The organism is Campylobacter sp. RM9328, from assembly GCF_012978615.1.
Genome location: NZ_LIWF01000004.1, coordinates 54,968 through 78,338, shown reverse-complemented (window position 1 = coordinate 78,338; position 23,371 = coordinate 54,968). Strand labels below are relative to the sequence as shown.

The window sequence follows — 23,371 nt, the reverse complement described above, 5'->3', positions numbered from 1 at the left end:
GATTGACTTAGACTAAAGTTTTATGCTACAATATCTATCAAAAAATAAAGAGGTAATGCAATGAGTGAGAGCTTATACGAGACACTAGGTGTTTCTAAAAATGCATCTAGTGATGAAATTAAAAAATCATACAGAAGACTAGCTAGAAAATACCACCCGGACATAAACAAAGATCCTGGTGCAGAAGATAAATTTAAAGAGATAAATGCTGCTTATGAAATTTTAAGTGATGATAAAAAACGCGCTCAATACGACCAATACGGCGACAGTATGTTTGGCGGACAAAATTTCCACGACTTTGCTAGAGGTTCGGCAAATAGTGCGGATCTAAACGAAATTTTAAAGAATATCTTCTCCGGAGGATTTGGCGGATCTAGCTTTAGTGGTGGATTTGGCGGATTTTCAAGTGATGGATTTGGCGGATTTGGTGGCTTAGATCTTGATATAAACGCAAAAGTCAATATCCCGTTTGAAGTAGCCGTTATCGGAGGAGAGCATAGGATAAACCTTAACGGTGATAGCCTTAAGATAAAAATTCCAAGCGGCATAAATAACGGCGAAAAGTTGCGTATAAAAGGCAAAGGAAAAAGTGCATCAAGACAGGTTGGCGACCTTATATTAACCGTAAATATCGAGCCAAGTAGCGAATACGAAAGAGACGGTGATGATCTTTATAAAGATATCGAAATCCCTTTAAAAACAATGATGTTTGGCGGCAAGATAGAGGTTAGCACATTTAAAAAAGACGTTACGATAAAGATCGCCGAAAACTCAAAAACAGGAACTAAAATTCGTCTAAAAGGCTATGGTGTTCAAAACAGAAAAAGCGGAATTTACGGCGATTTATACCTAAGAGCAAGAGTGAAACTTCCTGATATAAACAGCCTCGATGCGAAATTTGTTAAAACTTTAAAAGAAAATTTACCGGAGTAAGACATGAAAGATTATGATGAACCGCTATTTTTAATTAGCGTTGTGGCAAAAGTGCTTAGCATACATCCTCAAACGCTTCGCCAATACGAACGCGAAGGTCTTATAGAGCCTTCAAGAACTGATGGAAGGATGAGACTTTACTCGCAACGTGATGTTGATAAGGTCAAAATGATACTTAGACTAACCAGAGATCTTGGAGTAAATTTAGCAGGAGTTGATGTTATCTTGCAACTTAAAGAAAAAATGGACGAATTTGAAACAACTATCGACCAGCTACGAGATGAGCTTGATGAATTCAAAAAAGGTGGCATACCGGCCAAAAAATCCCTAGTTAAACGCAAAAATAGTTTTGATATTATATTTTATGATGAAAAATTAAAATAAATGGAAAAAATTCTCTTAGCATTCCTACTAGCAACCGCACTCTCCATAGTCTTAAATGTCGTTTTTAAAAAATTTGCCATACCTACAATCATCGGATATATCGTCACAGGCACGATAATATCCGGATTTATGAACATAAAAAGCAACGAAGAGATAATGCACCTAGCCGAATTTGGCATTGTGTTTTTGATGTTTACCATAGGGCTTGAATTTAGCTTTAAACACCTCATGACAATGAAAAGAGAGGTATTTTTAAACGGAACTTTTCAGGTTAGCATCTCGGGGTTTATACTTGGAATTTTAGTTCTTTACACCATGAATGTGGTTGATAAGAGCGCTATCATCATCGGTCTAGCCCTTGCACTTTCATCAACTGCGATAGTATTAAAAACCCTAAATGACACTGGCGATATATCTCAAATTTACGGAAGAAAAGCTCTTGGAATTTTACTATTTCAAGATATAGCAGTTATCCCTATTTTGCTTATGATTGATATATTTAGCTCGGCAAACAGCTCTATTGACGAGCTTTTAATTCAAACATTTATTAGTGCGATAATACTTATCATAACGATCTATTTAATAGGCAAATACACTATAAACTGGATATTTTATAAAGTCGTGCAAACAAATTCGCAAGAAATTTTTATCGCCATGATACTGCTTTTAGTTATCGGCTCTAGCGAGCTTGCTTATTCGTTTGGATTTTCTTACTCGCTTGGAGCATTTTTAGCTGGCATGATGATGGCTGAAACGCAGTATAAGCACCAGATAGAATCAGACCTCATACCATTTAGAGACCTACTTCTTGGACTGTTTTTTATAACTGTCGGTATGCAGATAAATTTTAGTATTGTATTTGATAATATATTTATTATAGCATTCTTAATTATAGCAACCATGTTCATAAAAGCCCTTGTCGTTTTTGGCATGCTCTTACTTTATGCAAAGCGAAGAGTTGCTATAAAAACAGCCCTTAGCTTATGTCAGATAGGCGAATTTGCACTCGCTGTCTTTGGACTTATGAGTTCAAGAGGTTTGATCTCAAACCAAACAGCTCAAATTTTCATAGCCGTTGCCGTGGTTTCGATGTTTGTCACGCCTTTTATCCTTAAAAATTTAAATCGCCTAGCAAATTTAGTGCAAAAAGAGGTTGCAGTAGAGCCAAACGAGATGATAAAACCACAAAAGATCAAAAACCATATAGTTATCTTTGGATATGGAAGACTTGGACAAGAGGTTGTTTTGCGCTTAAAAGAGCAAAAAATTCTCCACCTTGCGCTTGAGAGCGATCTAAGCTTGGTTGAGCTTGGTAGAAGTCGCGGTGAAAATGTATTTTTAGGAAACGTCTTAAAAAAGCAAACTTATGACAACGCTTGTATCAGCAGTGCGGCTGCGGTTATCATAACTGTTAGCAACGAACAACGACTTGAGCTTATCGCGCAAAATATCAAAAACTATAATCCAACCATACAAACCGTCATAAGATTTAACGGACATGACGAAAAGGATCTATTTTCGGACCTTGGTAACAACTTTCATTTAGTAAGAGAAGAAAGAGCCGTTGCTAGGACTTTAGTGCATGAGGCTCTTTTGTGCAAGATAGATAAAGATGCGGCAAGAATTTAAGATAGCACAAGCATGGCTATCTTAAATTTACTCGTTTCTAAGAGTTTGTAAAACGTCTATCTGGGTGGCTTTTTTAGCCGGATAATACGATGAGATCGCTACTATAATGATCGCTCCAACGATAATCATACCAAAATCAAAAAGCGAAAGCTCCATAGGAAGTTTTGAGCTACCATAAACATCTGCCGGTAAATTTATAATGTTGAAATTTCCAAGTAGCCAAATTCCAAAAAGCCCCAAAATAAGACCAAAAACTATCCCACCACCACCGATAACCAAACCTTGGTAAAAAAAACTCTTTTTTATCTCATTTTTACTAGCTCCAAGCGCCAACAAAAGCGCTATCTCTTGGCGACGATTCATAACAGTCATTAAAAGAGAGCTTACGATGTTTAGTGAAGCAACAAGTATAATAAGCATCAAGACTATAAAAAGAGCACGTTTTTCAAGCGCCAAAGCAGAGAAGAAATTTCCGTTTTGTTGCCACCAGCCTATCGCTTTTAGCCCAACAGGAAGTGCCTCTTGTATGCGCTTTATATCATCAAATGGCTTCAAAGAATACACATGCACCCCATCATAAACGCCGTCAGGATACTCTAAAATTTTACGCAAAGCCTCGGCTGACGTGTATGCATAAGCTTTATCGTAAGCTACAAGTCCTGACTCAAAACTAGAAGCAACATCAAACCTTTTCATTTTTGGTATAAGCGAAAATCCTCCAGGATCCGCCTTTGTAAATATGAGCGTTATCTTGTCGTTTTCATTTAGCCTAAACTGGTCTTTTATCCCTTTGCCGATCAAGATATCATATCCATTAAGCTCTTTTTCTTTCAGTCCTTCATTTACAATCGAATTAATTTGCTTTTCATCAGCTGAATTTACCCCAAAAAGTATGCCGCCCTCTAAAGAATTTGACCCGCGATAGATGACTTGAGAGCTTATAAACGGACTAAATTTTAGCTCCGGAAATTTTTCTTTAAGCTGTGAAGTTAAAGTGTCGTCTATATCAGCTTTAAAAGCACTCATTATCGTTATTGGATAGTTCATAGTAAAAAGCTTACGCTCAAATTCTTTATCAAAACCGTTCATTATCGCCATGGCAACTATAAGTACCATAAGTCCGATACTAACTCCCAAGAAGGCAAGAACCGCACTTAGGGTTATAAATGGCTGTGATTTGTCAAATCTAAGGTATTTAAAAAGCAAGTATTTAGGAAGACTTGTCATTGATTTCCTTTTAGTATTAGCAAAGCCTTATGGATAAACCACAAGGCTTATTTTGAGGATAAATTTAAGCGAAAATGCCCTTTTTAGGACCGCTTTTGCCGCAACACTCTTTGTATTTTTTACCGCTTCCGCAAGGGCACGGTGAGTTGCGAGGTATTTTTTTAGTAGATGTTTGAGCTTGATCTTGGTTGAAATTTAAGCTTCTATCTTGATCTTGCTGCATACGTTCACGCATAGCTGCAGCCTGCTCTTCTTCTTCGTCACGATTTCTTAGGCGCAAGTTCTGAAGCATTTTTATACTTTCGGTCTTTAAACGAACAACAAGCTCCATGAAAAGATTGTAACTCTCTTTTTTATACTCAGTTAGAGGGTCTTTTTGGTTATATCCGCGAAGTCCGATACCTGTTTTTAATATATCCATTTGATACAAATGCTCTCTCCACGCATTATCAAGCACTTGCAAGTAAAGAACCTTTTCTATATCATGCTTTTGCTCGCTTTGAAGCACGCTCATGCGCTCTTCGTATCTATCGGTTAAAATTTGAGTTGCTTTTTGCAAAATTTCATCATATTCAAGTCCAGCAAGGCCGCTTTCATCTATCAGCTCACCACAGTCGTTTGCTATGATCTTGCATAAATTTGCGATATCATAATCATCTTTAAGACCACCATGGAAGATTTCCGCATTTTCAAGCATGCTTGCAACATACTCTTGTCTGTTTTGCAGTATCTTCTCGCTCATGTCAAATTCTTTATCAAGTAGCTCATTACGGTAGTTATATATCGTCTTTCTTTGCTCATTTGCCACATCGTCATACTCAAGAAGATGCTTTCTAGCTTCAAAGTGTAGACTTTCAACCTTTTTTTGTGCGTTTTCTACGGCTCTTGTTACCATTCGGCTCTCTATGCTTTCGCCCTCTTCTATACCAAGACGATCCATTATCGCCTTTATCCTATCAGAGCCAAAAATTCTAAGCAAGTTATCTTCAAGGCTTAAGTAAAACCTACTCTGACCAGGGTCACCTTGACGTCCTGCACGCCCGCGCAATTGGTTGTCTATCCTGCGGCTTTCGTGTCTTTCAGTGCCGATTATATAAAGTCCACCAAGACTTCTAACTTCATCATTTATTCTTATATCAACACCACGACCAGCCATATTTGTAGCTATAGTTACTGCACCTTTTGCGCCGGCTTCAGCGATAATCTGCGCCTCTTTTTCGTGATTTTTAGCATTTAACACAGAGTGAGGAATTTTAGCCTTTACAAGCATCTCGTGTAGCTTTTCGCTACGCTCGATACTTGCAGTACCGACAAGTACCGGCTGACCTTTGTCGTGAGCCTTTTTTATCTCTTCAATAACTGCCTTAAATTTTTCTTCTTGAGTTTTATAGATCAGGTCGTTGCCGTCAATTCTTTTAACCGCAACATTTGTAGGTATACTAATAACATCTAGCTTATAAATTTGAGAAAACTCCGTAGCTTCTGTTTGCGCAGTTCCCGTCATGCCTGCTAGTTTGTCATACATCCTAAAGTAGTTTTGATAGGTTGTATCGGCTAGAGTTTGACTCTCTTCTTGAATTTTTACCTTCTCTTTAGCTTCAAGAGCTTGATGAAGCCCTTCGCTAAAGCGTCTGCCTTCACTTAGTCTGCCCGTAAATTCATCAACGATAACTATCTCGTTATCTCGCACCACATAATGAACATCTTTCTCAAAAAGGTTATGTGCCTTTAATGCCTGATCCAAATGATGGCTAAGGATGGCGTTTTCTAGGTTGTATAAATTCTCAACACCAAATAACTTTTCTGCTTTATTTATACCCTCTTCGGTTATCATTATCGTGCGGTTTTTCTCATCTACGACAAAGTCGCCGCTAGGCTTTGAATTTGGGATATTAGGGTCTGCAGCTTCCCCGCGAGTTAGCTTTTGAGCTACCTCATTCGCCTTTATGTAGCCGTCAAGAGTGCGATTAGTAGGTCCTGAGATGATAAGCGGAGTTCTTGCCTCATCTATCAAGATACTATCCACTTCGTCCACTATAACAAAGTTATGCTCTCTTTGAACTTTATCTTTTGCGTCAAATTTCATATTGTCCCTAAGATAGTCAAAGCCAAATTCAGAGTTTGTTCCGTAAGTTATATCGGCATTATATGCAGCCTGTCTTACACTATCATCATAAACTCCACTTAGTATAACGTCTACGCTAAAGCCTAAAAATTTATAAAGCTCGCCCATCTGAGTTGCGTCACGTTTTGCCAAATAGTCATTGACTGTAACTACATGCACGCCTTTACCGCTCATCGCGTTTAAAACAACAGGAAGAGTAGCAACCAATGTTTTACCTTCACCTGTTTTCATCTCGGCGATCCTGCCCTCATGAAGCACCATGCCGCCGATAAGCTGAACATCAAAATGACGCATGCCAAGCGTTCTCTTACTAGCCTCCCTAACGATGGCAAAGACATCGTTTAAAATATCGTCAAGACTTACTTTTTGCTCCTTGACTTGCACTCTTAAAGCTTCAAAAGCAGCCTTAAGCTCGTCGTCGCTCATTGCCTGATATTTGTCTTCAAGCGCATTTATAAATTTTACTCTTTTTGCGTATTGTTTTATCTCTCGGTCATTTTTTGTTCCAAAAATTTTTCTAAATACCGCTGAAACCATACTTGTGCCTTCCTTAAATTTTAAAAGTTCTCATTCTATCATAGTTTTACTATTTATTTATTTAAACTGGGCTAGAATAGCGTAAAAAAAGGGGAGTAGATGAGAAAAATTCTAATTGTTTTTTTACTAGCATTGCCTGGTTTTTGTGCGGGGTTAAATTTCAAAAGTCTACAAAGCGACTTTGCGCAAACGGTAAACAGTCAAAACCAAAGCATATCTTATAGCGGTAAATTTTATGCGAGAAATGATAATGTCGCGCTTTGGATATATGAGTCACCCACACCAAAAAAGATATATTTTGACAAGCAACGAGTTGTTATCGTAGAGGACGAGTTAGAACAAGCCATTATTTCAAGACTTGACGAAACTCCGAATTTAACTCAAATTTTAACCCATGCAATGCAAATCCAACCAACACTTTATAAGGCCATTTATGACGGTGTGGAGTATTTTATCACCGTCAAAAACGATCTTCCAACGATGATTGACTATAAAGACAGACTTGATAATAAAATAAAAATCACATTAAAAAATCAAGTCGCAAACAAACAAATTTCAGAGGAAATTTTAACACCGGTTATACCGCAAGGATACGATATAATCAACCAATAAATTTGATAAAATTACTCAAAATCCTTGCCAAAACCTTGAATGCTATTTAAGTCGATCGGTCGTTGGTTTATTGTATTTGAGTCAGGCGCTATAACGATCTCGTTTGTTTTCTTTCGTCTATTCTCAAGGGCATCTTGAGGCAGTGGACTTTGACATAAATTTTGTGATTTTATAGCATTTATGATCTCGTTAAGTTCTAGGTTGTTTATAACTTTGATATTTAAAATAAGCACATCATCAATATCAAGAGTATGTTTTTTAGCGGCGTATTTGATAAAAGTCTCTTTAAATTTTTCTTTTCCCATTGAAGTTAAGATATCTTCAACATAAAAGCTTCCGATTATGATATTTAAAGCGTCAAGCACATAAGACTCATTGTCATTCATATCGCGCCCAACCACTTCTAAATTTAAGTTTATTTTTTTAGTTATATTTACTCCGGATTTTGAGTAAATGTCAGTTTGAAAGTCGCTTACCCTTAAAACATCACAAAAGGCAAATGCCGAAAAAATCATAATCAAAAACAGCTCCTTCATATCTCTATCTCCTTAATGTTCTCAAAAATATTTTCACTATAAAATTTTTTAACTTCATTGTCAATTTTAACGACTTTTCTTAAATACTGCCTAAAATCAACCCCTCTATCATAAAAAAGCTTTAAATTTTTTGGATTTTTAGCACGAGAAAGCGCAACATAAAGCTGACCGTTAGCAAAAATTTGATTAAGGTTGCACATTAAAAAATTTATGCTCATGCCTTGTGATTTGTGTATCGTTAGCGCATAAGCTAGCTTAAATGGAAACTGTAAAAAACTAGCCATGCTTTTTTGTGCTATCTCGCCGTCTTCTGAAACAAATTCACTAAGCTCAAAGGAATTTTTGACTACTTCTATTATCTCGCCGTCGTTTTTTTGGACAATAACACCGGAGTATTCGCCATTTTCTTTTAAAATCTGAACGATTTTGCCCTGTTCTCCGTTATAATACTCGCCCCATTTATTTGTGGTAAATATTATCTTTGCTCCGATTTTCATGTTTAAATTTAATGGAGAATTTAGTGCGTTTATCCAACTTTCAAGAGTTTTTTCATGTAGCTTTTCATCAAAAATTTTAATATCCGCCGTGCAAACTTCAAGCGGAGTTTGTAGCTCTTTTAAGCATCTTTCATTTAAGACATCAGCTTCGCGGTTAGTGCCGTAAAGCACACTCATATCGTCATTTATCTCAAATTTATCGCTTCTAAGCGAATTTATATAGTCTATAACTTCATCATTTAGCTCGCCAACTCTAAGATGAGATAAAATTTTGTAAAATTGTAAATCCTGTGTGCGTTTTGAAATGAGAAGCTCAATGTTTTTTAGTTTAAATTCACTCCATGCATGCGAACTAAAAGCGTATGTAAAGCTAAAAAGGTCATTTTTGCCTTGCTCTTTTTGCACAGGCGGAAGTTGATAAAAGTCACCAACAAAAAGTAACCTCCCGTTAAATTTAGAAGCTTGCAAGCGATACCTTATCATCTCCATAAGATCAGAGCTTATCATTGAAATTTCATCGATCACAAGCAAATCACAACTATCAAGCATGGCTCTTAATGAGTTTAATTTACTCTTTTGACGCCTATCAAGAAGCCTTAACTCTTCATAGTTTTTACAAATTCCAAATTTAAAAAAACTATGCACACTCACACCACCGATCCCGACGGCGCTTATGCCCGTTGAGCCTAGTATGACGACATTTTTAAGGTTGCTTCGGTAGTGCTTGATAACAGCTTGCGTAAGGTAGCTCTTGCCAACCCCTCCGCCTCCTGTTAAAAAGATATTTGAGTTTTCAAGCAGTTTTAAAATTTGCTCTAACATCTATCAAAACATCTCCGGACGATACTCAAAGTGTATAGTGTCAAAATGTTCCCATCTACCGCCCCAGATAAATTTATGCTTCTCAAAGGTATGAACTATAGCTTCTGGAATTTGATTTTTATACACTTTATGCCAGCGCCAGTAGTGGCTTTGTTTAACATTTACATCTATTGCGATACCGTAACTATGTGCACTCGGTCTATTTGTGCCAGCTATAACACGCCAATTAAAAGTCCCAGCGGGATCTTTTAGAAACTCAAGCAAAGACGGGTCTTGTTTAACAAGCTCGTTTAGCTCCTGACTAACGGCATTTAAAGCCTTAGCTGCACCGTTTTTTGAGTTAAATTTTAGCTTTAAACCTAAAAAATCCTTAAGCCACACAACGTCTGTTAAATTTTCTCTTACAGCCTCTTTGTTATCTCCGTAAATTTTACCCAAAAGCTCGTAGTTCCTACATCGTCCACTATCGTTTAAGGGCGCATTTAAGGGCATAAGAGCGGCATACGGCAAAGCGTTCATATCTTGCACATCAGCGCCAACACTACACTCGGAGTCTTTTTTTATAAAATCATTAAACACTATATGACTTTCATCGCTAAAATAAACTAAATTATCCTCGATCCTAACCCCATAAGCATCTTGTAGTTTTGATATCTTTTCTTTCATATCTATTTTGGAATTTAAAGGCAAAATTTCAGGTTTTTTGCCACTTGGGGTTTGCAAGATATTCATAGAAATCACCTTTGAAAGTAGCAAATTCTTATCATCTATATCACCTCTACCTTTGCCTATCTCAAGCGTTGTTAGCACCACGCCGCCCATAAGAGCACGTCCGTTATCTTTTGTCCTAACACCCCACGCATCATGCAAAGCAAGCACTCCTTCGTTGCTAGTTCCCACATAAAGCATAATGTGACCTGGAAGATGAAAAAGTGTCATATACGGCACGCCCTGCTCTTTTATGAGCTTGATCTTTTCTTTAGCATTTAAATTTTGCAGCTCTATCTTTTTTCCCATTTTAGCCTGCGCGCCAGAATTTCTAGGAAGCCAAAAGCCAAAGCTACTCATGAGATCTTTTAAAAATAATGAGCAGTCGCGAAGGTTGTTTACCCCACCCCAGCCATAAGGCTGATTTAGTAGAGACTGGGATAAAATTCTTATATTTTCATCATCAAAAGCAAGGGGAAATTTACCGGAAACATGCTTTGAAATTTTATATTTTCTAACCCCTGCTCTTGTTATCACTTCTCCATAAAAATTCTCTTTATCCTCGGCGTTGAAACCAAGCAGCACCCCTACTCTTGCATAAAATAAAAACCCGCCCTCTAGGTCATAAACAGGCGTATTATCTATCTTTACAGCTAAGAAATTTTGCTTTTTATACTTACTGCTTTCTTGTTTGGTTAAAATTTTTATATCTTCTGACTTTATCCAGCCCCAAACCGTATCATCCTTAACGAATACCCAAGCTTTATCAAGTGAAAAATGCGATACAAAAAGTGGATGAGCTATGCTTAAGGTAGAAGACTGAGCATAGTCAAAAGGATAACCTTCTCCCGGAAGTTGTGGGTTGTAAAAAAGAGGGTCGCTGCTTGGGAAATTTCTTAGAGCAGTATTTGCGGTAGTTATGGCATGTGCTGATAATTTGCCAAATTCATTAAAATTTGCATTTTGTCTTTGCTTGTCAAACCAAGCCTTTTTTACCGGTCTAAAATTTGATCCAAAATAGCTTTTTTTCTCTGAAAATTTATATGTGTTAAATGCCCAAAACGCCTCATCCTGTTTTACATTTTTAACATTTATATCATAGACACTAAAGCGATTTTTCAAAAGATCGTCACCACTAAAACTAGCGCTAAGCATGCTCTGTGGAAGAAAATTTGCATCTTGAGGTAATTCAAAATCCAAAAGCGTGATACGACCTTTAAAAGTTTGGTCTAAACTAACTTGAGGCACTTTTTGAGAACAACCAAGTAAAAACAAAAGAAAAAAAACCGATAAAATTTTATTTTTCAAAAATTTTCCTTACATTATAGATTGAGCCGAGATTTTAACAAAAATTATAAAAATTCCACCTGATTTTATAGCAGATTTTAAACGATCTAATCATCTAAAAGCTGATCAAAATTTTCTTCGCTATATATTTTGATACCGCCACTTTTAAGCTCTTTTGCGCATACGCCATCGCCTTTTATCAAGGTTTTTGTAAAATTTCCATCATAAATTTCATCACTCCTACAACTTGGGCTTCTTGCTTTTAATACGGCGATCTTACATTCGTTTAACCTAGCCAAGTCTAAACAAACTCTAGCACCAAAAATAAACTCATCCGTAACATCTAAGCCAGAAAATTTAGTCACAACTCTATCGTTTAAAATTTCAGCCGCCTCACGCGGAGTTTTAAGTCCTCCAAGCTCTTCGGGACAAATTTTTATAAGCTCGTATTTTTGTGCAAGTTTTGCTAATTTTAAATTTAAAGCATCACTACTATTATTTGTGCCGTCGTATTTGCAATTTTGCCCAAGCAGGCAAGCGCTGATTAGGATTTTTTCCACTTTATTTAAGCGCCTCTTTTAAAAATTCCTGCACATAAAGTTCTCTTAAAGCCATTGAAAATTTACCTATCTTTCCGCCGTTTATAGCTCTTCCGTCAGCCTTTATCACAGGAAGTAATATAAGCGTAGCAGCCGATATAAACACCTCGTCCGCCTCATAAACTTCACTCATGCTAAATTTTCTCTGCTCAACTTTTAATCCTGCCTGATCGGCTAATCTCAAAAGACGCTTACGGCGAATTCCTGGCAAAATTTCATTTGAAAGTGGTTTTGTTATTAAAACACCATCTTTTATGATAAATGCACTTGAACTACAACCCTCTGTCACGAAGCCATCTTCAACCATAAATCCCTCATGTGCGCCCTTTTTATGGGCTTCATTTTTCGCATAGCACTGAGCCAAAAGCGATATAGACTTGATGTCGCGTCGTTTCCAACGTATGTCATCTACACTTGCTACTTCTATGCCTGTTGTTGCTAGCGGATTACTTAAAATTTCTGCTTCATAGCAAAAAACAAACACACTTGGAGTTAAATTCTCGATAAAATAAAAATCCCTAGGAGCGGCGCCACGCGTAATCTGCATATATACACCGCCCTCTTTTAGGTTGTTTTTTGTGATTATTTCATATAAAATTTCTTCAAATTTTTCCTTATTATAAGGAAGTTTTAGCTCTATCTCTTTAAGGCTTCGTTCGAACCTAAGCCAGAAATCCTCTCTATCAACAAGACGAGAATTTATAACAGGAACTACCTCGTAAATCCCGTCTCCAAAGACAAAACCTCTGTCAAAAGCACTTACTTTAGCTTCCGATGCTTTGCAAAATTCTCCATTTAAAAAAACTATTTCCATGTTACTTCCCGCCATCTTTGCTCCTTTAAATTTTAGTAAAATTGTAGCAAATTTTACTCCATTTTAGGGTTTTTTGATATAATTGCGTTAAATTTTAATAAAATATTGGAACAAAATGAAAGAAAATTTAAAAAAATACATACTAGATAGCATCTTTGTCGTATCAAAACAACCAGTTCTTTTTAGGGATTTACTTGAAGCAAACTGCCTTTTTAACGAAGGCATGTTAGTAGACGGCGCAAAACTAAATTTCAAATTCAGACACTCTAAAACATATAAAATTTATGCACTCATATGCATATTGTTTCTTTTCCCATTACTTGTGTTAACCCATCATTTTTTATCAAATATCGATACGCATATTTCTATTTTAGTTACCGTTGCGGTTACATCCGTTGTTTTTATAGGTTTTGATATGTTTAAGGTTTGGGCGAGAAAAGAAAAAAGCCGCGAACTTATCAAAAAAGCTTGGGCGGTGCATTTTCCATACTTTACTTATGAGAAATACTCAACAAAAGTAGAAGAAATTTATAACGAAGCGATAAAAAATGACATACCTAAAAAAGAGCTTGAGCAATACGTTCTTGAAAAACTTATCTTACAAAAGGAAAGCGCCGAATAACTACTTCCATTGCGGATCTTGCAGTGGGTTTAGAATTTGATTTTTGTAGCGAAGGTTTTCAAGCCTGGTATTTAAAGCCTTATACTCTTCTAATAAAACATCGCGTTTTCCGCTTATCTCGGCTATATCGCGACTCAAATAATAAATTTGATTTGCTATATAAATTTTAGGTAACAACAATCCAAGTGCAACAAACATCGCAAGATAGACCATTACTAGTGTTTTAAAGCTTAAATTTTGTTCGTGCTTTTGCTCTTCGTCATGAAGCTCAAGTAGTTCTACTTTTTCATCCATTATCTACCCTTTAAACTCAAAAACACGCATTTTAGCACAACTACTACGAGAATTAACAGCTATCTCTTCCTTGCTTGGCGTTATGGCTTTTTTGGTTAAAATTTTACCCAAAGCATGGTTGCCCCCACACTCACATCTTATAGCAAAAGATGGACATATGCACTCCTTTGCCCACTCTTTAAATGTATTTTTTACAATCCTATCTTCAAGAGAATGAAAGCTAATTATCGCTACTTTGCAACCATTAAACTTAGCGTTTTTAATGCTTTCAAGAAGCATTTCAAGCTCACCTAGCTCGTTATTTACCTCTATCCTAATTGCTTGACAAACAAGTATAGCAGGGCTTACGCTTCTTCCTTTTATCGGTCTTGTGCCAACTATACCGGCCAACTCTTTTGCGCTTGTTATGGCTTTTGTTTTTCTAGCTTCAATGATTTTTTGGGCTATAAAATTTGCATTTGTAAGCTCTGCGTATTTGTATAAAATTTCAGCTAGTTTTTCTTTATCATAACTATTTATAACATCATATGCACTTAGTCCGTCAGATTGATTCATGCGCATATCAAGAGTGTCGGAATTTATACTAAAGCCTCGATCGTTTTTATCAAGCTGAAGAGAGCTAACTCCTATATCAGCAAGCAGTCCTTTAACATTTTTTTTGTCATTTTGATCAAGAATTTGAATTAATTCAGAAAATTTACTCTTATAAATTCTAACTCGCTCACCAAATTCAGATAGTTTTTTTTTGGAAAATTCTATCGCCTCATCATCTCTATCGCAAGCTATAAGGTTTAAATTTGAATTTGCTTTTAGTAGTGCCGACGAATGTCCTCCATATCCTAAAGTGCAATCTATAAAATTACCTTTAGTATCCTTAAAAACATCCAAAACTTCTCCTAGTAAAACGCTAACATGTGGGCTTTGCAAAATATTTTCTTCCTTTAAATTTAATTATAAATTTATCTAATCTTTACTTAAAAAGTAATTTTATGTAAAATTTTATGTAGTTTTATTATAATTAAGCCAAAAAAGGATAAAAATGGAACTCCAGCACTCCATAAATGAGCTAAAAAAGATTTCACTTTCGATGTTTAGAAAAAATTTCCTAGGCGTTTTTCATGGCTCTATCTCGGCAAGAGTAGAGAGAAATCAATTTCTTATCAATAAACAAAATGCAATATTTGACGACATTAAAGATAGTGATTTGACGCTACTATTTTCAAAGAAGGACTATCGTTGGAATGAAGCAAGCATGGATGCATATATACATCTAAACATATATAAAAACATAAACGAAGCAAAATTTATATGCTACGCTATGCCTCCTTACACAACAGCCTATGCCATGAAACATGACAAAATCGAGCCAAAAGACTATTTTGGGTATATGAAATTTCATCAAATTCATGTTTATGCGCCAAAGCAATTTGAAGACTGGTATGAACGAGCAGAAACCGAAATTTATCGTTACATGCTTGAAAAAAATACAAACATCGTAGTTATAAAAGGATATGGAATTTACGCTTTTAGTCGCACACCACAGCAGCTAGCAAAAGAAATAGCGATACTAGAAAATAGCTGCAAACTTTTATATTTGTCAAATTACTACGAAAAATTTTCAAACGAATTATACTAACACTCTTTGAAAATGTTAGTAATTTTTGGCAATATAAACCGCATTAAAAGCTCGTTTTTAAGGTTACTTAAGACTATTTTTAGTAAAATAGCACATAATTTTCGTTAGTGATTAAAAAGGATTAAAATTCATGATAACTTGGATGCAAAAAAATAAAAAATATTTAGTTGTAACAATATGGATAAGCGTTATCGCTTTTGTCGGAGCAGGCTTTGTAGGCTGGGGTGCTTACGACCTAAACAACAACAGAGCGACATCAGTGGCAACCGTTGGCCATAGAAACATTAGCGTTCAAGAACTTCAACAAAAGTATAATCAAATTTATAACTATTACAGCAACATATTTGACGGTCAATTTACTCAAGAAAAAGCCGAAGAGATAGGTCTTGAAAATATAGCTATGCAAGCTGTCATACAAGATAACTTGCTACTAAATTTTGCCGATGATATTGGCCTTAGTGTTAGCGATGAAAATGTTTTAAAATACATCGTTGCTGATCCATCTTTTCAAACAGACGGAGCATTTAATAAAAATTTATACTACGATGTATTAAGGCGTGCAAGGATTAATCCAAACGACTATGAAAAGAATTTAAAACGCCAAATACTAATGGATAAGATAAATTTCATACTAAAAACAACAGCAACACAAAAAGATATCGAACTTATGAATGCAGCGTTTTTTATGCAAGACAGAGTTGCCGTTGAGATAATCAAATCTGACAAAAATGAAATCACAGTCAATGAAAATGAGCTAAAACAACTGTGGGAAAATAACAAAAACAACTATATGACCGACACTCTTTACGGCTTACAAACTCTATATATCGAGTCAAATGACATTGATGTAAATGCAACAGAACTAACAGCTTACTATAACGATAACAAAGATAAATACAAAGATAGTGATGACAAAATCATCGCTTTTGAAAATGCAAAAGAGCAAGTTTTGAAAGACTACAGCCTAGAAAAAAACAAAACACAAGCGCTAGAAAAATACATTGCCGTAAAAAAAGGTGAAATTTCAACAGACAGCGAGATATATGTAACTGAAAATAACGCAACTTTTGATATGCAAGAGATCAAAGAGGCAAATCTTGGCGAGACAATCAAGCCTTTTATCTATCAAAACGGCTACCTTATAACAAAGATCAAAAGCATCACGCCTCCTCAACCTATGAGCTTTGAAGCAGCTAGAGAGCAAGTGCTAGAAATTTATAAATTTGACAAATCAAAAGAGATACTTGAGAGCAAAACAAAAGCAGCATTAGCAAATTTCAAAGGCAAAGATATTGGCTTTATTAGCAGAGATTTAAACCAAACTATAGATGGTTTAGAGATACATGAAGCACAAGCTTTTGTTAGTCAACTGTTAGAGTCGCCAAACAAAAAAGGCTACATTGTATTAGATGATAAAGCTGTTATTTACGAGATTTTGGAACAAAAGTTGCTTACTAACGATATAAATAACAACTACAAACAGCTTGTTGAACAAAATATTGCGAATCTTAAAAATAGTGAGCTTATGCAAGATTTGACAAACGAACTGCAAAAGCGTTATGTAGTTAAAGAATACATCAAAAGGTAATTGTTTTGAGTACTAGAATTTTAGGTATAGATGTCGGCTCGTTTCAGATATGTGCTGTTATAGCTCAGCATGATGAAAACGGAATTCGGGTTATAGGCATAGGCACAGAAAAGACACAAGGTATCAAAAAAGGCGTCATTACAAATATAGAACTTGCATCAAAATCAATAAAAAATGCACTTCAAGAAGCACAAAGAGTAGCCGGCACACAGTATGAAAAAGTTATAGTTTCACTATCTGGTGCATACACTAAAAGCGTAGATAGTAGCGGTGTGGTAAATGTACCAAATCATGAAATAGGCATACGAGAGATAGAAAGAGCCATGCAAATGGCTGACCATACGGCAAATATACCTAGTGAATACGAAAAACTCCATGTCTTGCCTTATAATTTTAAAGTAGACGGACAAGAGCATATTGAAGACCCAATAGGTATGAACGGAACTAGACTTGAAGCTCAAACACATATCGTAACCGTGCAAAAATCAGCACTAAGCAACCTAAGAAAAGCAATCAGCTCTGCAGGAATTCAAATAGATAATATCGTCTTATCAGGATACGCTTCAGCCATTGCAACACTTACCGAAGATGAAAAAGAGCTCGGGGTGGTGCTTATCGACATGGGTGGTGCCACTTGCAACATGGTTATTCACTCTGGAAATTCTATTAGATATAATGAATTTTTAGGTGTGGGCTCAGCAAATATAACAAACGACCTATCTATGGCGCTACATACTCCTTTACCAAAAGCCGAGGAGATAAAGATAAATTACGGCGCATTGATAAATAAATCCGTAGACCTTATCGAGCTTCCTATTCTTGGAGATGAAAGTAAAACTCACGAGGTTTCACTTGATATCATATCAAACGTAATTTATGCAAGAGCCGAAGAGACACTTATGATACTTGCTAAAATTTTAGAAGATAGTGGCTATAAAGATCTTATAGGTGCTGGAGTAGTTATCACCGGCGGTATGACAAAACTTGAAGGATTAAGAGATCTTGCGTCTGCTATATTTGACAAAATGCCTGTTCGCATAGCAAAACCAAAAGAGACTGAAGGACTCTATGAGATACTTAGAGAGCCTGCCAACTCTTGCGCTATAGGTCTTTGTATGTATGGAGCTGGCGAATTTACATCATACGAGATAGACTCTGAAAAGCGCATGAGATACCACGGGGAAATTATCTCAAAACCAAAAAATAGCTTTAATAAAATTTTTGAAGAAGAAAACGTAAAAGAAGATATAAATTTAAGAAATAAAACTTTTAATCCGTTTGAAGATGAAGGTGTGGAAATAATCGGCAATGAACAAAAGGATTTGGAGCAAAGAGTTGTTAAAAACGAACTTGCTAATATTGCTGATATAAGCAAACAAGATAAACAGCCAAATATCTTTACCAAATTTTGGCAACGACTTACACAATTATTTTAAGGAGAATTTCTAAAATGAGCAGCTTTACAGTAGAAGAAAATAAAAGCATATATGGCGCTAAGATAAAAGTTATAGGTGTAGGCGGCGGCGGCGGAAATATGATAAATCATATGATAAGAGAAAATAGCGCTTTAAATATTGATTTGATAGTGGCAAATACGGACGCTCAAGCACTTGAAAATTCTCCTGCACACACTACAATCCAGCTTGGCGAGAAAAAAACAAAAGGGCTAGGAGCCGGCATGAGACCTGAGGTTGGCAAAGAAGCCGCTCAAGAGAGCTACGACGAGATAAAAAGCGCACTTGAAACTTCAGATATCGTCTTTATTGCTTCTGGTCTTGGTGGCGGTACAGGAACCGGAGCCGCTCCTATTGTAGCACAGGCCGCAAAAGAAGTTGGTGCTCTAACGGTAGCAGTGGTCACTATACCTTTTATGTTTGAGGGCAAAAAGCGTCGCAAACTAGCCGAAATAGGACTAAGTGAACTTCGTAAAGAAAGCGACTCGATAGTTGTTATACCTAATGATAAACTTCTAACTTTGATAGATAAAAAAGCTGGCATAAAAGAAAGCTTTGAAATAGTTGATAACGTGTTAGCACGTGCCGTTAGTGGCATGAGTACCATAGTCCTAGACTCAGGCAAAAGCGATATCAACCTTGACTTTGCCGATGTTAGAACTGTTATGAGCCATAGAGGTATGGCGCTAATGGGCGTAGGCGAGGCAGAGGGCGAAGATGCTGCTCAAGAGGCTATGAAAAACGCTATCCAATCACCTCTTCTTGACAATATGAGTATAAACGGCGCCATGGGTGTTCTAGTGCACTTTAGGATCAATCCTACTTGCCCTCTAAGCGACATTCATGAAGCTATGGCTATCATACAAGATGCGGCTGATGAAGATGCCGATATCGTATTTGGTACTACAACTGACGAAGATGCGGCAAACAATAAAGTCCAAGTTACAATAGTTGCAACAGGCTTTCAGTCAGCCAAAGAAGAGATAGAAGAAAAAAAGGAAGTCGAAAGCCTAAATGAAGCCATAAAAAAGGAGAGGATCCTAAGACTTCAAAAAGTAAGCGGCGGATACAATAGCGAAGACTACATGGCGCAACTTGACGTTCCATCATATATGCGTCATCAAATGGACTAAAAAACACATAAAATTCTTCTTAATAAATTTAAAAGGGGTTTATCTCCTTTTAAATTTCATATAGCCCACTCAAGCAAGCGCCATTTTTTAAAATCGCATTTTATATCGCTTCATTCTACTTTATATTGTTTTTATGCTTAGATCATCGTTTGTAGTTATAGCCAAAACTTATAGCAAGTAACTAGGGTTAGTTTTATTTAAATTTATATTTATTAAGATATTCGACAACCACGCAAAGCAGTTTATTAATATACAAAATCAGTGAAATTTATAAAAATAAATACTAACTAGACACAAGGTTTGCATTGAAAAGTTGGGAGTTAATTTTATTTTCAACTGCCAACTTGTTTGCCTATAGAAGTAAACACTCGTAAATAACTTAAGCTCCTAAAGCCTTTTTGACCTCGTCGCTAGCCATCTGTATCGTCCACACGGGCTCCCATACAAGATCTATGTCGCACTCTTTTATACCATCTACTCTAAGAACTGCGTCATTTACCCAGCCAAGTATAAGCTCATGAAGAGGACAAGAGCGAGTTGAAAGCGTCATTATAACTTTTGCTTTATCCTCATCCACCACAACATCGTATATCAACCCCAAAGAAACTATGTTAAACCCGACCTCAGGATCAACTATCGTCGAAAGCTCTTTATAAATTTTATCTTTCATGGTTTACTCCAAATTTTATAAATTTAAAAATATGCACTACATTAAACGCAACCAAAGTAGTACTAATTAGCAAACAAACAAGTGCGATATATTTGATATCAAACACATATGCCACCAAAGCTGCTACATTAAAAAATATCGCAATATATGCAGGTTTTTTAACCACCATATCGTCCAATAAAGGGACTTTTGTTTTACCGACAAACGGTGCTATATAATGATACCAGATCAAAAATGGAGCGATCTTATATAAATGCGCAACTATAAAAGCATACAAAAATCCAAAAAATAGAAAAAATACCGCAATATCAATCCGCGTAGAATTTATGAAAGCGCAAAAGAACACAAATGCTACAAGCGATATAAAAACATTAATATTCCAATAATCAAATGCCTTTCTTACACGCTTTTTAAGTATCAAAAGAGCCTCTAGTATAAAACAAAGTGCCGCAACAACAAACGACAAAAGCGCAAATTTCATATCAAAACAAAGCAACACTCCACTCATTACGTAAAATATCAACGAAGTCCTACTTAGTATAAATTTTAAATCATGCACAAGCGCAAACATCGGTAAAAGCACGCTTGCTACGCCTACTATTATAAAAAATATAAATCCAAGCACAAAATAAACATGATATCTAAGTAGCAGTTCGAAATCAAAATTCAAAAACCCAAACATACTTAAAAACAAACATGTACCAAGACAGATACCCATAAACAAAAATACCGACGAACATAAAAGTGCCGTTGCGGCAAAATTTCGCTTTTGGTTTTTTATAAAACTTAAAAAATAAGTCACGCAAAAAAACATAAGCGAGGCAAATAGCAAAAAAGCGCCAACATATGTGATCGAATTTTCATCAAACACTAGCCCAAAACCAAAACAAAGCGTGGCTATGACATAAATAGTTAAATTTAAAATAGCTCCATTTATGGTAAAAAACGGTTTTTCAAGTATCACGGAAGTTAATTGATAAAGTGAACCGATAATTATGCTCATAACAAAACCTACCAAATAAATATGCACAAATCCAGCCGTAGTAAAAGCTGTTGGCGTATCAAAATTTGCCATCAAAAAAGCAAAGATACTAACGATCAAAAATAAAATTCCAACGATAAAGTAACCACCAACTAGCTTAAAAGGTGGTGCAAATGTATTTAAAAGCATCTCTTATCCATGGCATGTTTGGTTAAAATCAAAGCCCTCAAGCGAAGCTCCATCTTTTAAACTAAAAGTAAGCTTTACTTGCTCTCCTTCTAAATTTTCACTAATCACATAAAAATTTTTCTCAATCTTTGGTATAAGACCTGCTGGAAATTTGTGATTTATCATTACGATTTTAGTGTTTTTATCTGCAAATTTTAAAGCCAACATCGCGTTTAACATGGGCTCTGGCGGCACGCAAGCACGTGTATCAAAACCTATATATTTTTCATCATCTTTTTGGGTTTTAAAAAAATCCACCGTAGCACCTTTAGGTGAAAATTTTTGCCAATCCTTAAAATAATCCATCTTAGCTCCTTATTAAATTTACGATAATTATACTCTGATTTATTTTGTTAAGCATTGATTAAACTCAATGAGTTTTATGTTTTATTTTAAGTTAATTTAGTTACAATTATTTTTAAATATTAAATTATAAGGTGTTAAAATGAGAAATTTAAGTATAGCTAAAAAGCTAACATTAAGCGTTCTTGCCATTCTTGTGGTCAGTTTTGTTGTTCTTCAGGCGATAATCATACAAGAATTTAAACAAACCACCCAGGAACAGGCTCTAAAAAGCCTTAAGATGATTAGCGAATCGGTGTTTTTCTCATTACGCTCAGCAATGAACACAGGCGACAGAGACGCAATGAGAGAGGCTCTTGAAACAAACTCAAAAATAGAAAATATAAGAAATATAAGAGTTTTTAGAGCACAAGAAGTTAGTGAAATGTTTGGTCTTGAAAAAGTAGTTAGCACCGAAAAGGAGATAAACGAGCAGTTTACATCACCAAACGATAAAAATATAAACGTTCAAACAAAAGATGAGCACTACCTAAGACTTATAAGACCTCTAAAAGCAACTAACGACTGCCTTGCCTGTCATGCTACCTCAAAAGAAAATGATGTCCTTGGTGTTCTTGATATGTCTTACTCGATGGAGGAATTTAACGGATATATCCAAAATAAAACATGGGTCTTTTTAAGTATTTTTACCGTTATTTTGATCGCTACCCTACTTTTTATGCTATTTATCATAAAAAAAGTTGTTATAAACCCGTTAAAGCTGCTTTCCTATAGAACAAAAGATCTAACAAACGGAGAGGGTGATCTAAAAAGCAGGATACCCATCTCAAGTAACGACGAGATAGGTGAAGTTAGTAACAACATAAATATCTTTATCAAACAAATAGCCGATATAGTAAAACGCATACAAGATGGTGCAGATGAGATAAAATCGCAAATCTTAACACTAAGAAACAGCTCGCTAGACCTTGATAAAAGCTCTCAAGACGGAAGAGAGCAAGCTATGCGTTCACATAACTTTACAAAAGACATAGATGATGATTTCGTGCAAACAAAGCAGATGACCGAAAACGCAGTTTTGCTAAGTAACGACTCTAATAAAAAGCTAGATACTGTTATAGATTTGCTAGAGCATGTAGTAGACGACATTAATGCCGCTAGTAAAAACGAGCAAATCCTAGCCGATAAAACAACGCAAGTAGCTACAGAAAGTAAAAATATAGATCAAATTTTAGGTATCATAAATGAAATTTCAGACAGGACAAACCTTCTTGCGCTAAACGCAGCTATCGAAGCCGCAAGAGCCGGAGAGTATGGCAGAGGATTTGCTGTAGTTGCTGAAGAAGTGCGAACTCTTGCCGAGCAGACAAACCAGCAAATAGATGACATCTCAAAAAATTCAAGAAGTATTATCTCAAGAGTAAATGAGCTAAACGACTCCTTAAAAGAGAATTCAAGAAGTATTAAAAAATTAAGCAACAATGCAAGCGAACTAAGAGCAATCGCAGCACAAGCTCAAAATGCAAATACTAACTCGATCGAGATGGCAAAAAGCATAGAAGAAAGAACGGATCACAGTAAAGAAAACATAACCGAACTTTTAGCTCAAAGTAAAAAATCAGTCCAATTAGCCGAACTTAACGAGCACACAGCACAATGCCTTTTAGAGGTCGCAAACTCACTTGACGCCATATCCCAAAGCTTTAAAATGGACTTAAATAAATTTAAAGTCTAGCTCTTTTAAATTTGCC

Annotated in this window: 22 protein-coding genes; 10 read left to right on the top strand and 12 right to left on the bottom strand. The window is 35.9% G+C overall.

The window, feature by feature from the left end:
• Positions 1-60 precede the first annotated feature (60 nt).
• The 3 genes from CCAL9328_RS03870 to CCAL9328_RS03860 are packed head-to-tail and all read left to right on the top strand — an operon-like array spanning position 61 to position 2,946.
• Positions 61-933, top strand: a complete 873-nt coding sequence (locus CCAL9328_RS03870) for a DnaJ C-terminal domain-containing protein (protein ID WP_170000048.1) — start codon at positions 61-63, stop codon at positions 931-933.
• 3 nt (positions 934-936) lie between these two features.
• Positions 937-1,317 (top strand): heat shock protein transcriptional repressor HspR, encoded by a 381-nt coding sequence (locus CCAL9328_RS03865; RefSeq protein WP_169935668.1) that lies wholly within the window; start codon positions 937-939, stop codon positions 1,315-1,317.
• Positions 1,318-2,946, top strand: coding sequence for a cation:proton antiporter (locus tag CCAL9328_RS03860; RefSeq protein WP_170000047.1), 1,629 nt, complete (start codon positions 1,318-1,320; stop codon positions 2,944-2,946).
• 27 nt (positions 2,947-2,973) lie between these two features.
• Here CCAL9328_RS03860 and CCAL9328_RS03855 read toward each other — a convergent pair whose 3' ends face one another.
• Together CCAL9328_RS03855 and secA are read right to left on the bottom strand one after the other, a co-directional pair.
• The gene (locus tag CCAL9328_RS03855) at positions 2,974-4,173 is read right to left on the bottom strand and encodes an ABC transporter permease (protein ID WP_169971643.1); all 1,200 of its coding nucleotides are present in this window, start codon (positions 4,171-4,173) and stop codon (positions 2,974-2,976) included.
• Positions 4,174-4,237: 64 nt separating this feature from the next.
• A complete protein-coding gene (secA, locus tag CCAL9328_RS03850) occupies positions 4,238-6,835 on the bottom strand; it encodes a preprotein translocase subunit SecA (protein ID WP_170000046.1) in 2,598 nt (865 codons plus the stop codon).
• Positions 6,836-6,934: 99 nt separating this feature from the next.
• Here secA and lolA point away from each other — a divergent pair, with 99 nt between their 5' ends.
• Positions 6,935-7,447: a LolA-like outer membrane lipoprotein chaperone gene (gene lolA, locus CCAL9328_RS03845; RefSeq protein WP_170000045.1), complete on the top strand. Its 513-nt coding sequence runs from the start codon at positions 6,935-6,937 to the stop codon at positions 7,445-7,447.
• An 11-nt stretch (positions 7,448-7,458) separates the two neighbouring features.
• Here the strand turns inward: lolA and CCAL9328_RS03840 are convergent, their stop codons facing one another.
• The 5 genes from CCAL9328_RS03840 to CCAL9328_RS03820 all read right to left on the bottom strand — a co-directional run bounded on the left by CCAL9328_RS03840 (position 7,459) and on the right by CCAL9328_RS03820 (position 12,725).
• Entirely contained in the window at positions 7,459-7,962 is a 504-nt protein-coding gene (locus CCAL9328_RS03840; protein WP_228026598.1) for a hypothetical protein, read from the bottom strand.
• Between the two features lie 17 nt (positions 7,963-7,979).
• A complete protein-coding gene (locus tag CCAL9328_RS03835; protein WP_170000044.1) occupies positions 7,980-9,302 on the bottom strand; it encodes an ATP-dependent DNA helicase in 1,323 nt (440 codons plus the stop codon).
• Between the two features lie 3 nt (positions 9,303-9,305).
• The gene (locus tag CCAL9328_RS03830) at positions 9,306-11,318 is read right to left on the bottom strand and encodes a bifunctional C40 family peptidase/M15 family metallopeptidase (RefSeq protein WP_170000043.1); all 2,013 of its coding nucleotides are present in this window, start codon (positions 11,316-11,318) and stop codon (positions 9,306-9,308) included.
• Between the two features lie 86 nt (positions 11,319-11,404).
• Entirely contained in the window at positions 11,405-11,857 is a 453-nt protein-coding gene (locus CCAL9328_RS03825) for a 2-thiouracil desulfurase family protein (protein WP_170000042.1), read from the bottom strand.
• A gap of 1 nt (position 11,858) precedes the next feature.
• Entirely contained in the window at positions 11,859-12,725 is an 867-nt protein-coding gene (locus tag CCAL9328_RS03820) for a D-amino acid aminotransferase (RefSeq protein ID WP_169935650.1), read from the bottom strand.
• Positions 12,726-12,825: 100 nt separating this feature from the next.
• On the opposite strand from CCAL9328_RS03820, the gene CCAL9328_RS03815 reads away from it, so the two are divergent.
• Entirely contained in the window at positions 12,826-13,332 is a 507-nt protein-coding gene (locus tag CCAL9328_RS03815) for a hypothetical protein (protein ID WP_169935648.1), read from the top strand.
• Here CCAL9328_RS03815 and CCAL9328_RS03810 read toward each other — a convergent pair whose 3' ends face one another.
• Complete coding sequence (locus CCAL9328_RS03810; protein ID WP_169935646.1) at positions 13,333-13,626, bottom strand: hypothetical protein; 294 nt, start codon at positions 13,624-13,626, stop codon at positions 13,333-13,335. It lies immediately after the preceding gene.
• A gap of 3 nt (positions 13,627-13,629) precedes the next feature.
• Positions 13,630-14,553, bottom strand: coding sequence for a 16S rRNA (cytosine(1402)-N(4))-methyltransferase RsmH (gene rsmH / locus CCAL9328_RS03805; RefSeq protein ID WP_170000041.1), 924 nt, complete (start codon positions 14,551-14,553; stop codon positions 13,630-13,632).
• A 112-nt stretch (positions 14,554-14,665) separates the two neighbouring features.
• Here rsmH and CCAL9328_RS03800 point away from each other — a divergent pair, with 112 nt between their 5' ends.
• From CCAL9328_RS03800 to ftsZ, 4 genes are all read left to right on the top strand, one after another.
• Positions 14,666-15,262 (top strand): class II aldolase and adducin N-terminal domain-containing protein, encoded by a 597-nt coding sequence (locus CCAL9328_RS03800; protein WP_169935642.1) that lies wholly within the window; start codon positions 14,666-14,668, stop codon positions 15,260-15,262.
• 130 nt (positions 15,263-15,392) lie between these two features.
• Entirely contained in the window at positions 15,393-16,850 is a 1,458-nt protein-coding gene (locus CCAL9328_RS03795; protein ID WP_170000040.1) for a peptidylprolyl isomerase, read from the top strand.
• 5 nt (positions 16,851-16,855) lie between these two features.
• The gene (gene ftsA / locus CCAL9328_RS03790; protein WP_170000039.1) at positions 16,856-18,286 is read left to right on the top strand and encodes a cell division protein FtsA; all 1,431 of its coding nucleotides are present in this window, start codon (positions 16,856-16,858) and stop codon (positions 18,284-18,286) included.
• Between the two features lie 14 nt (positions 18,287-18,300).
• Positions 18,301-19,437, top strand: a complete 1,137-nt coding sequence (ftsZ, locus tag CCAL9328_RS03785; RefSeq protein WP_169971635.1) for a cell division protein FtsZ — start codon at positions 18,301-18,303, stop codon at positions 19,435-19,437.
• Positions 19,438-19,816: 379 nt separating this feature from the next.
• Here ftsZ and CCAL9328_RS03780 read toward each other — a convergent pair whose 3' ends face one another.
• From CCAL9328_RS03780 to CCAL9328_RS03770, 3 genes are read right to left on the bottom strand one after another with little or no spacing between them, the layout of a single operon-like run.
• Entirely contained in the window at positions 19,817-20,107 is a 291-nt protein-coding gene (locus CCAL9328_RS03780) for a metal-sulfur cluster assembly factor (RefSeq protein WP_170000038.1), read from the bottom strand.
• Positions 20,097-21,278 carry a peptidase M50 gene (locus CCAL9328_RS03775; RefSeq protein ID WP_169971633.1) on the bottom strand — a complete coding sequence of 394 codons (1,182 nt, stop codon included), beginning with the start codon at positions 21,276-21,278 and terminating at the stop codon, positions 20,097-20,099. The genes CCAL9328_RS03780 and CCAL9328_RS03775 overlap by 11 nt, the downstream gene beginning before the upstream one ends.
• Before the next feature lie 3 nt (positions 21,279-21,281).
• A complete protein-coding gene (locus CCAL9328_RS03770) occupies positions 21,282-21,623 on the bottom strand; it encodes a hypothetical protein (RefSeq protein WP_169935630.1) in 342 nt (113 codons plus the stop codon).
• 139 nt (positions 21,624-21,762) lie between these two features.
• Between CCAL9328_RS03770 and CCAL9328_RS03765 the strand changes: the two genes are divergently transcribed.
• Entirely contained in the window at positions 21,763-23,355 is a 1,593-nt protein-coding gene (locus CCAL9328_RS03765) for a methyl-accepting chemotaxis protein (protein ID WP_170000037.1), read from the top strand.
• The last annotated feature ends 16 nt before the right edge of the window (positions 23,356-23,371 follow it).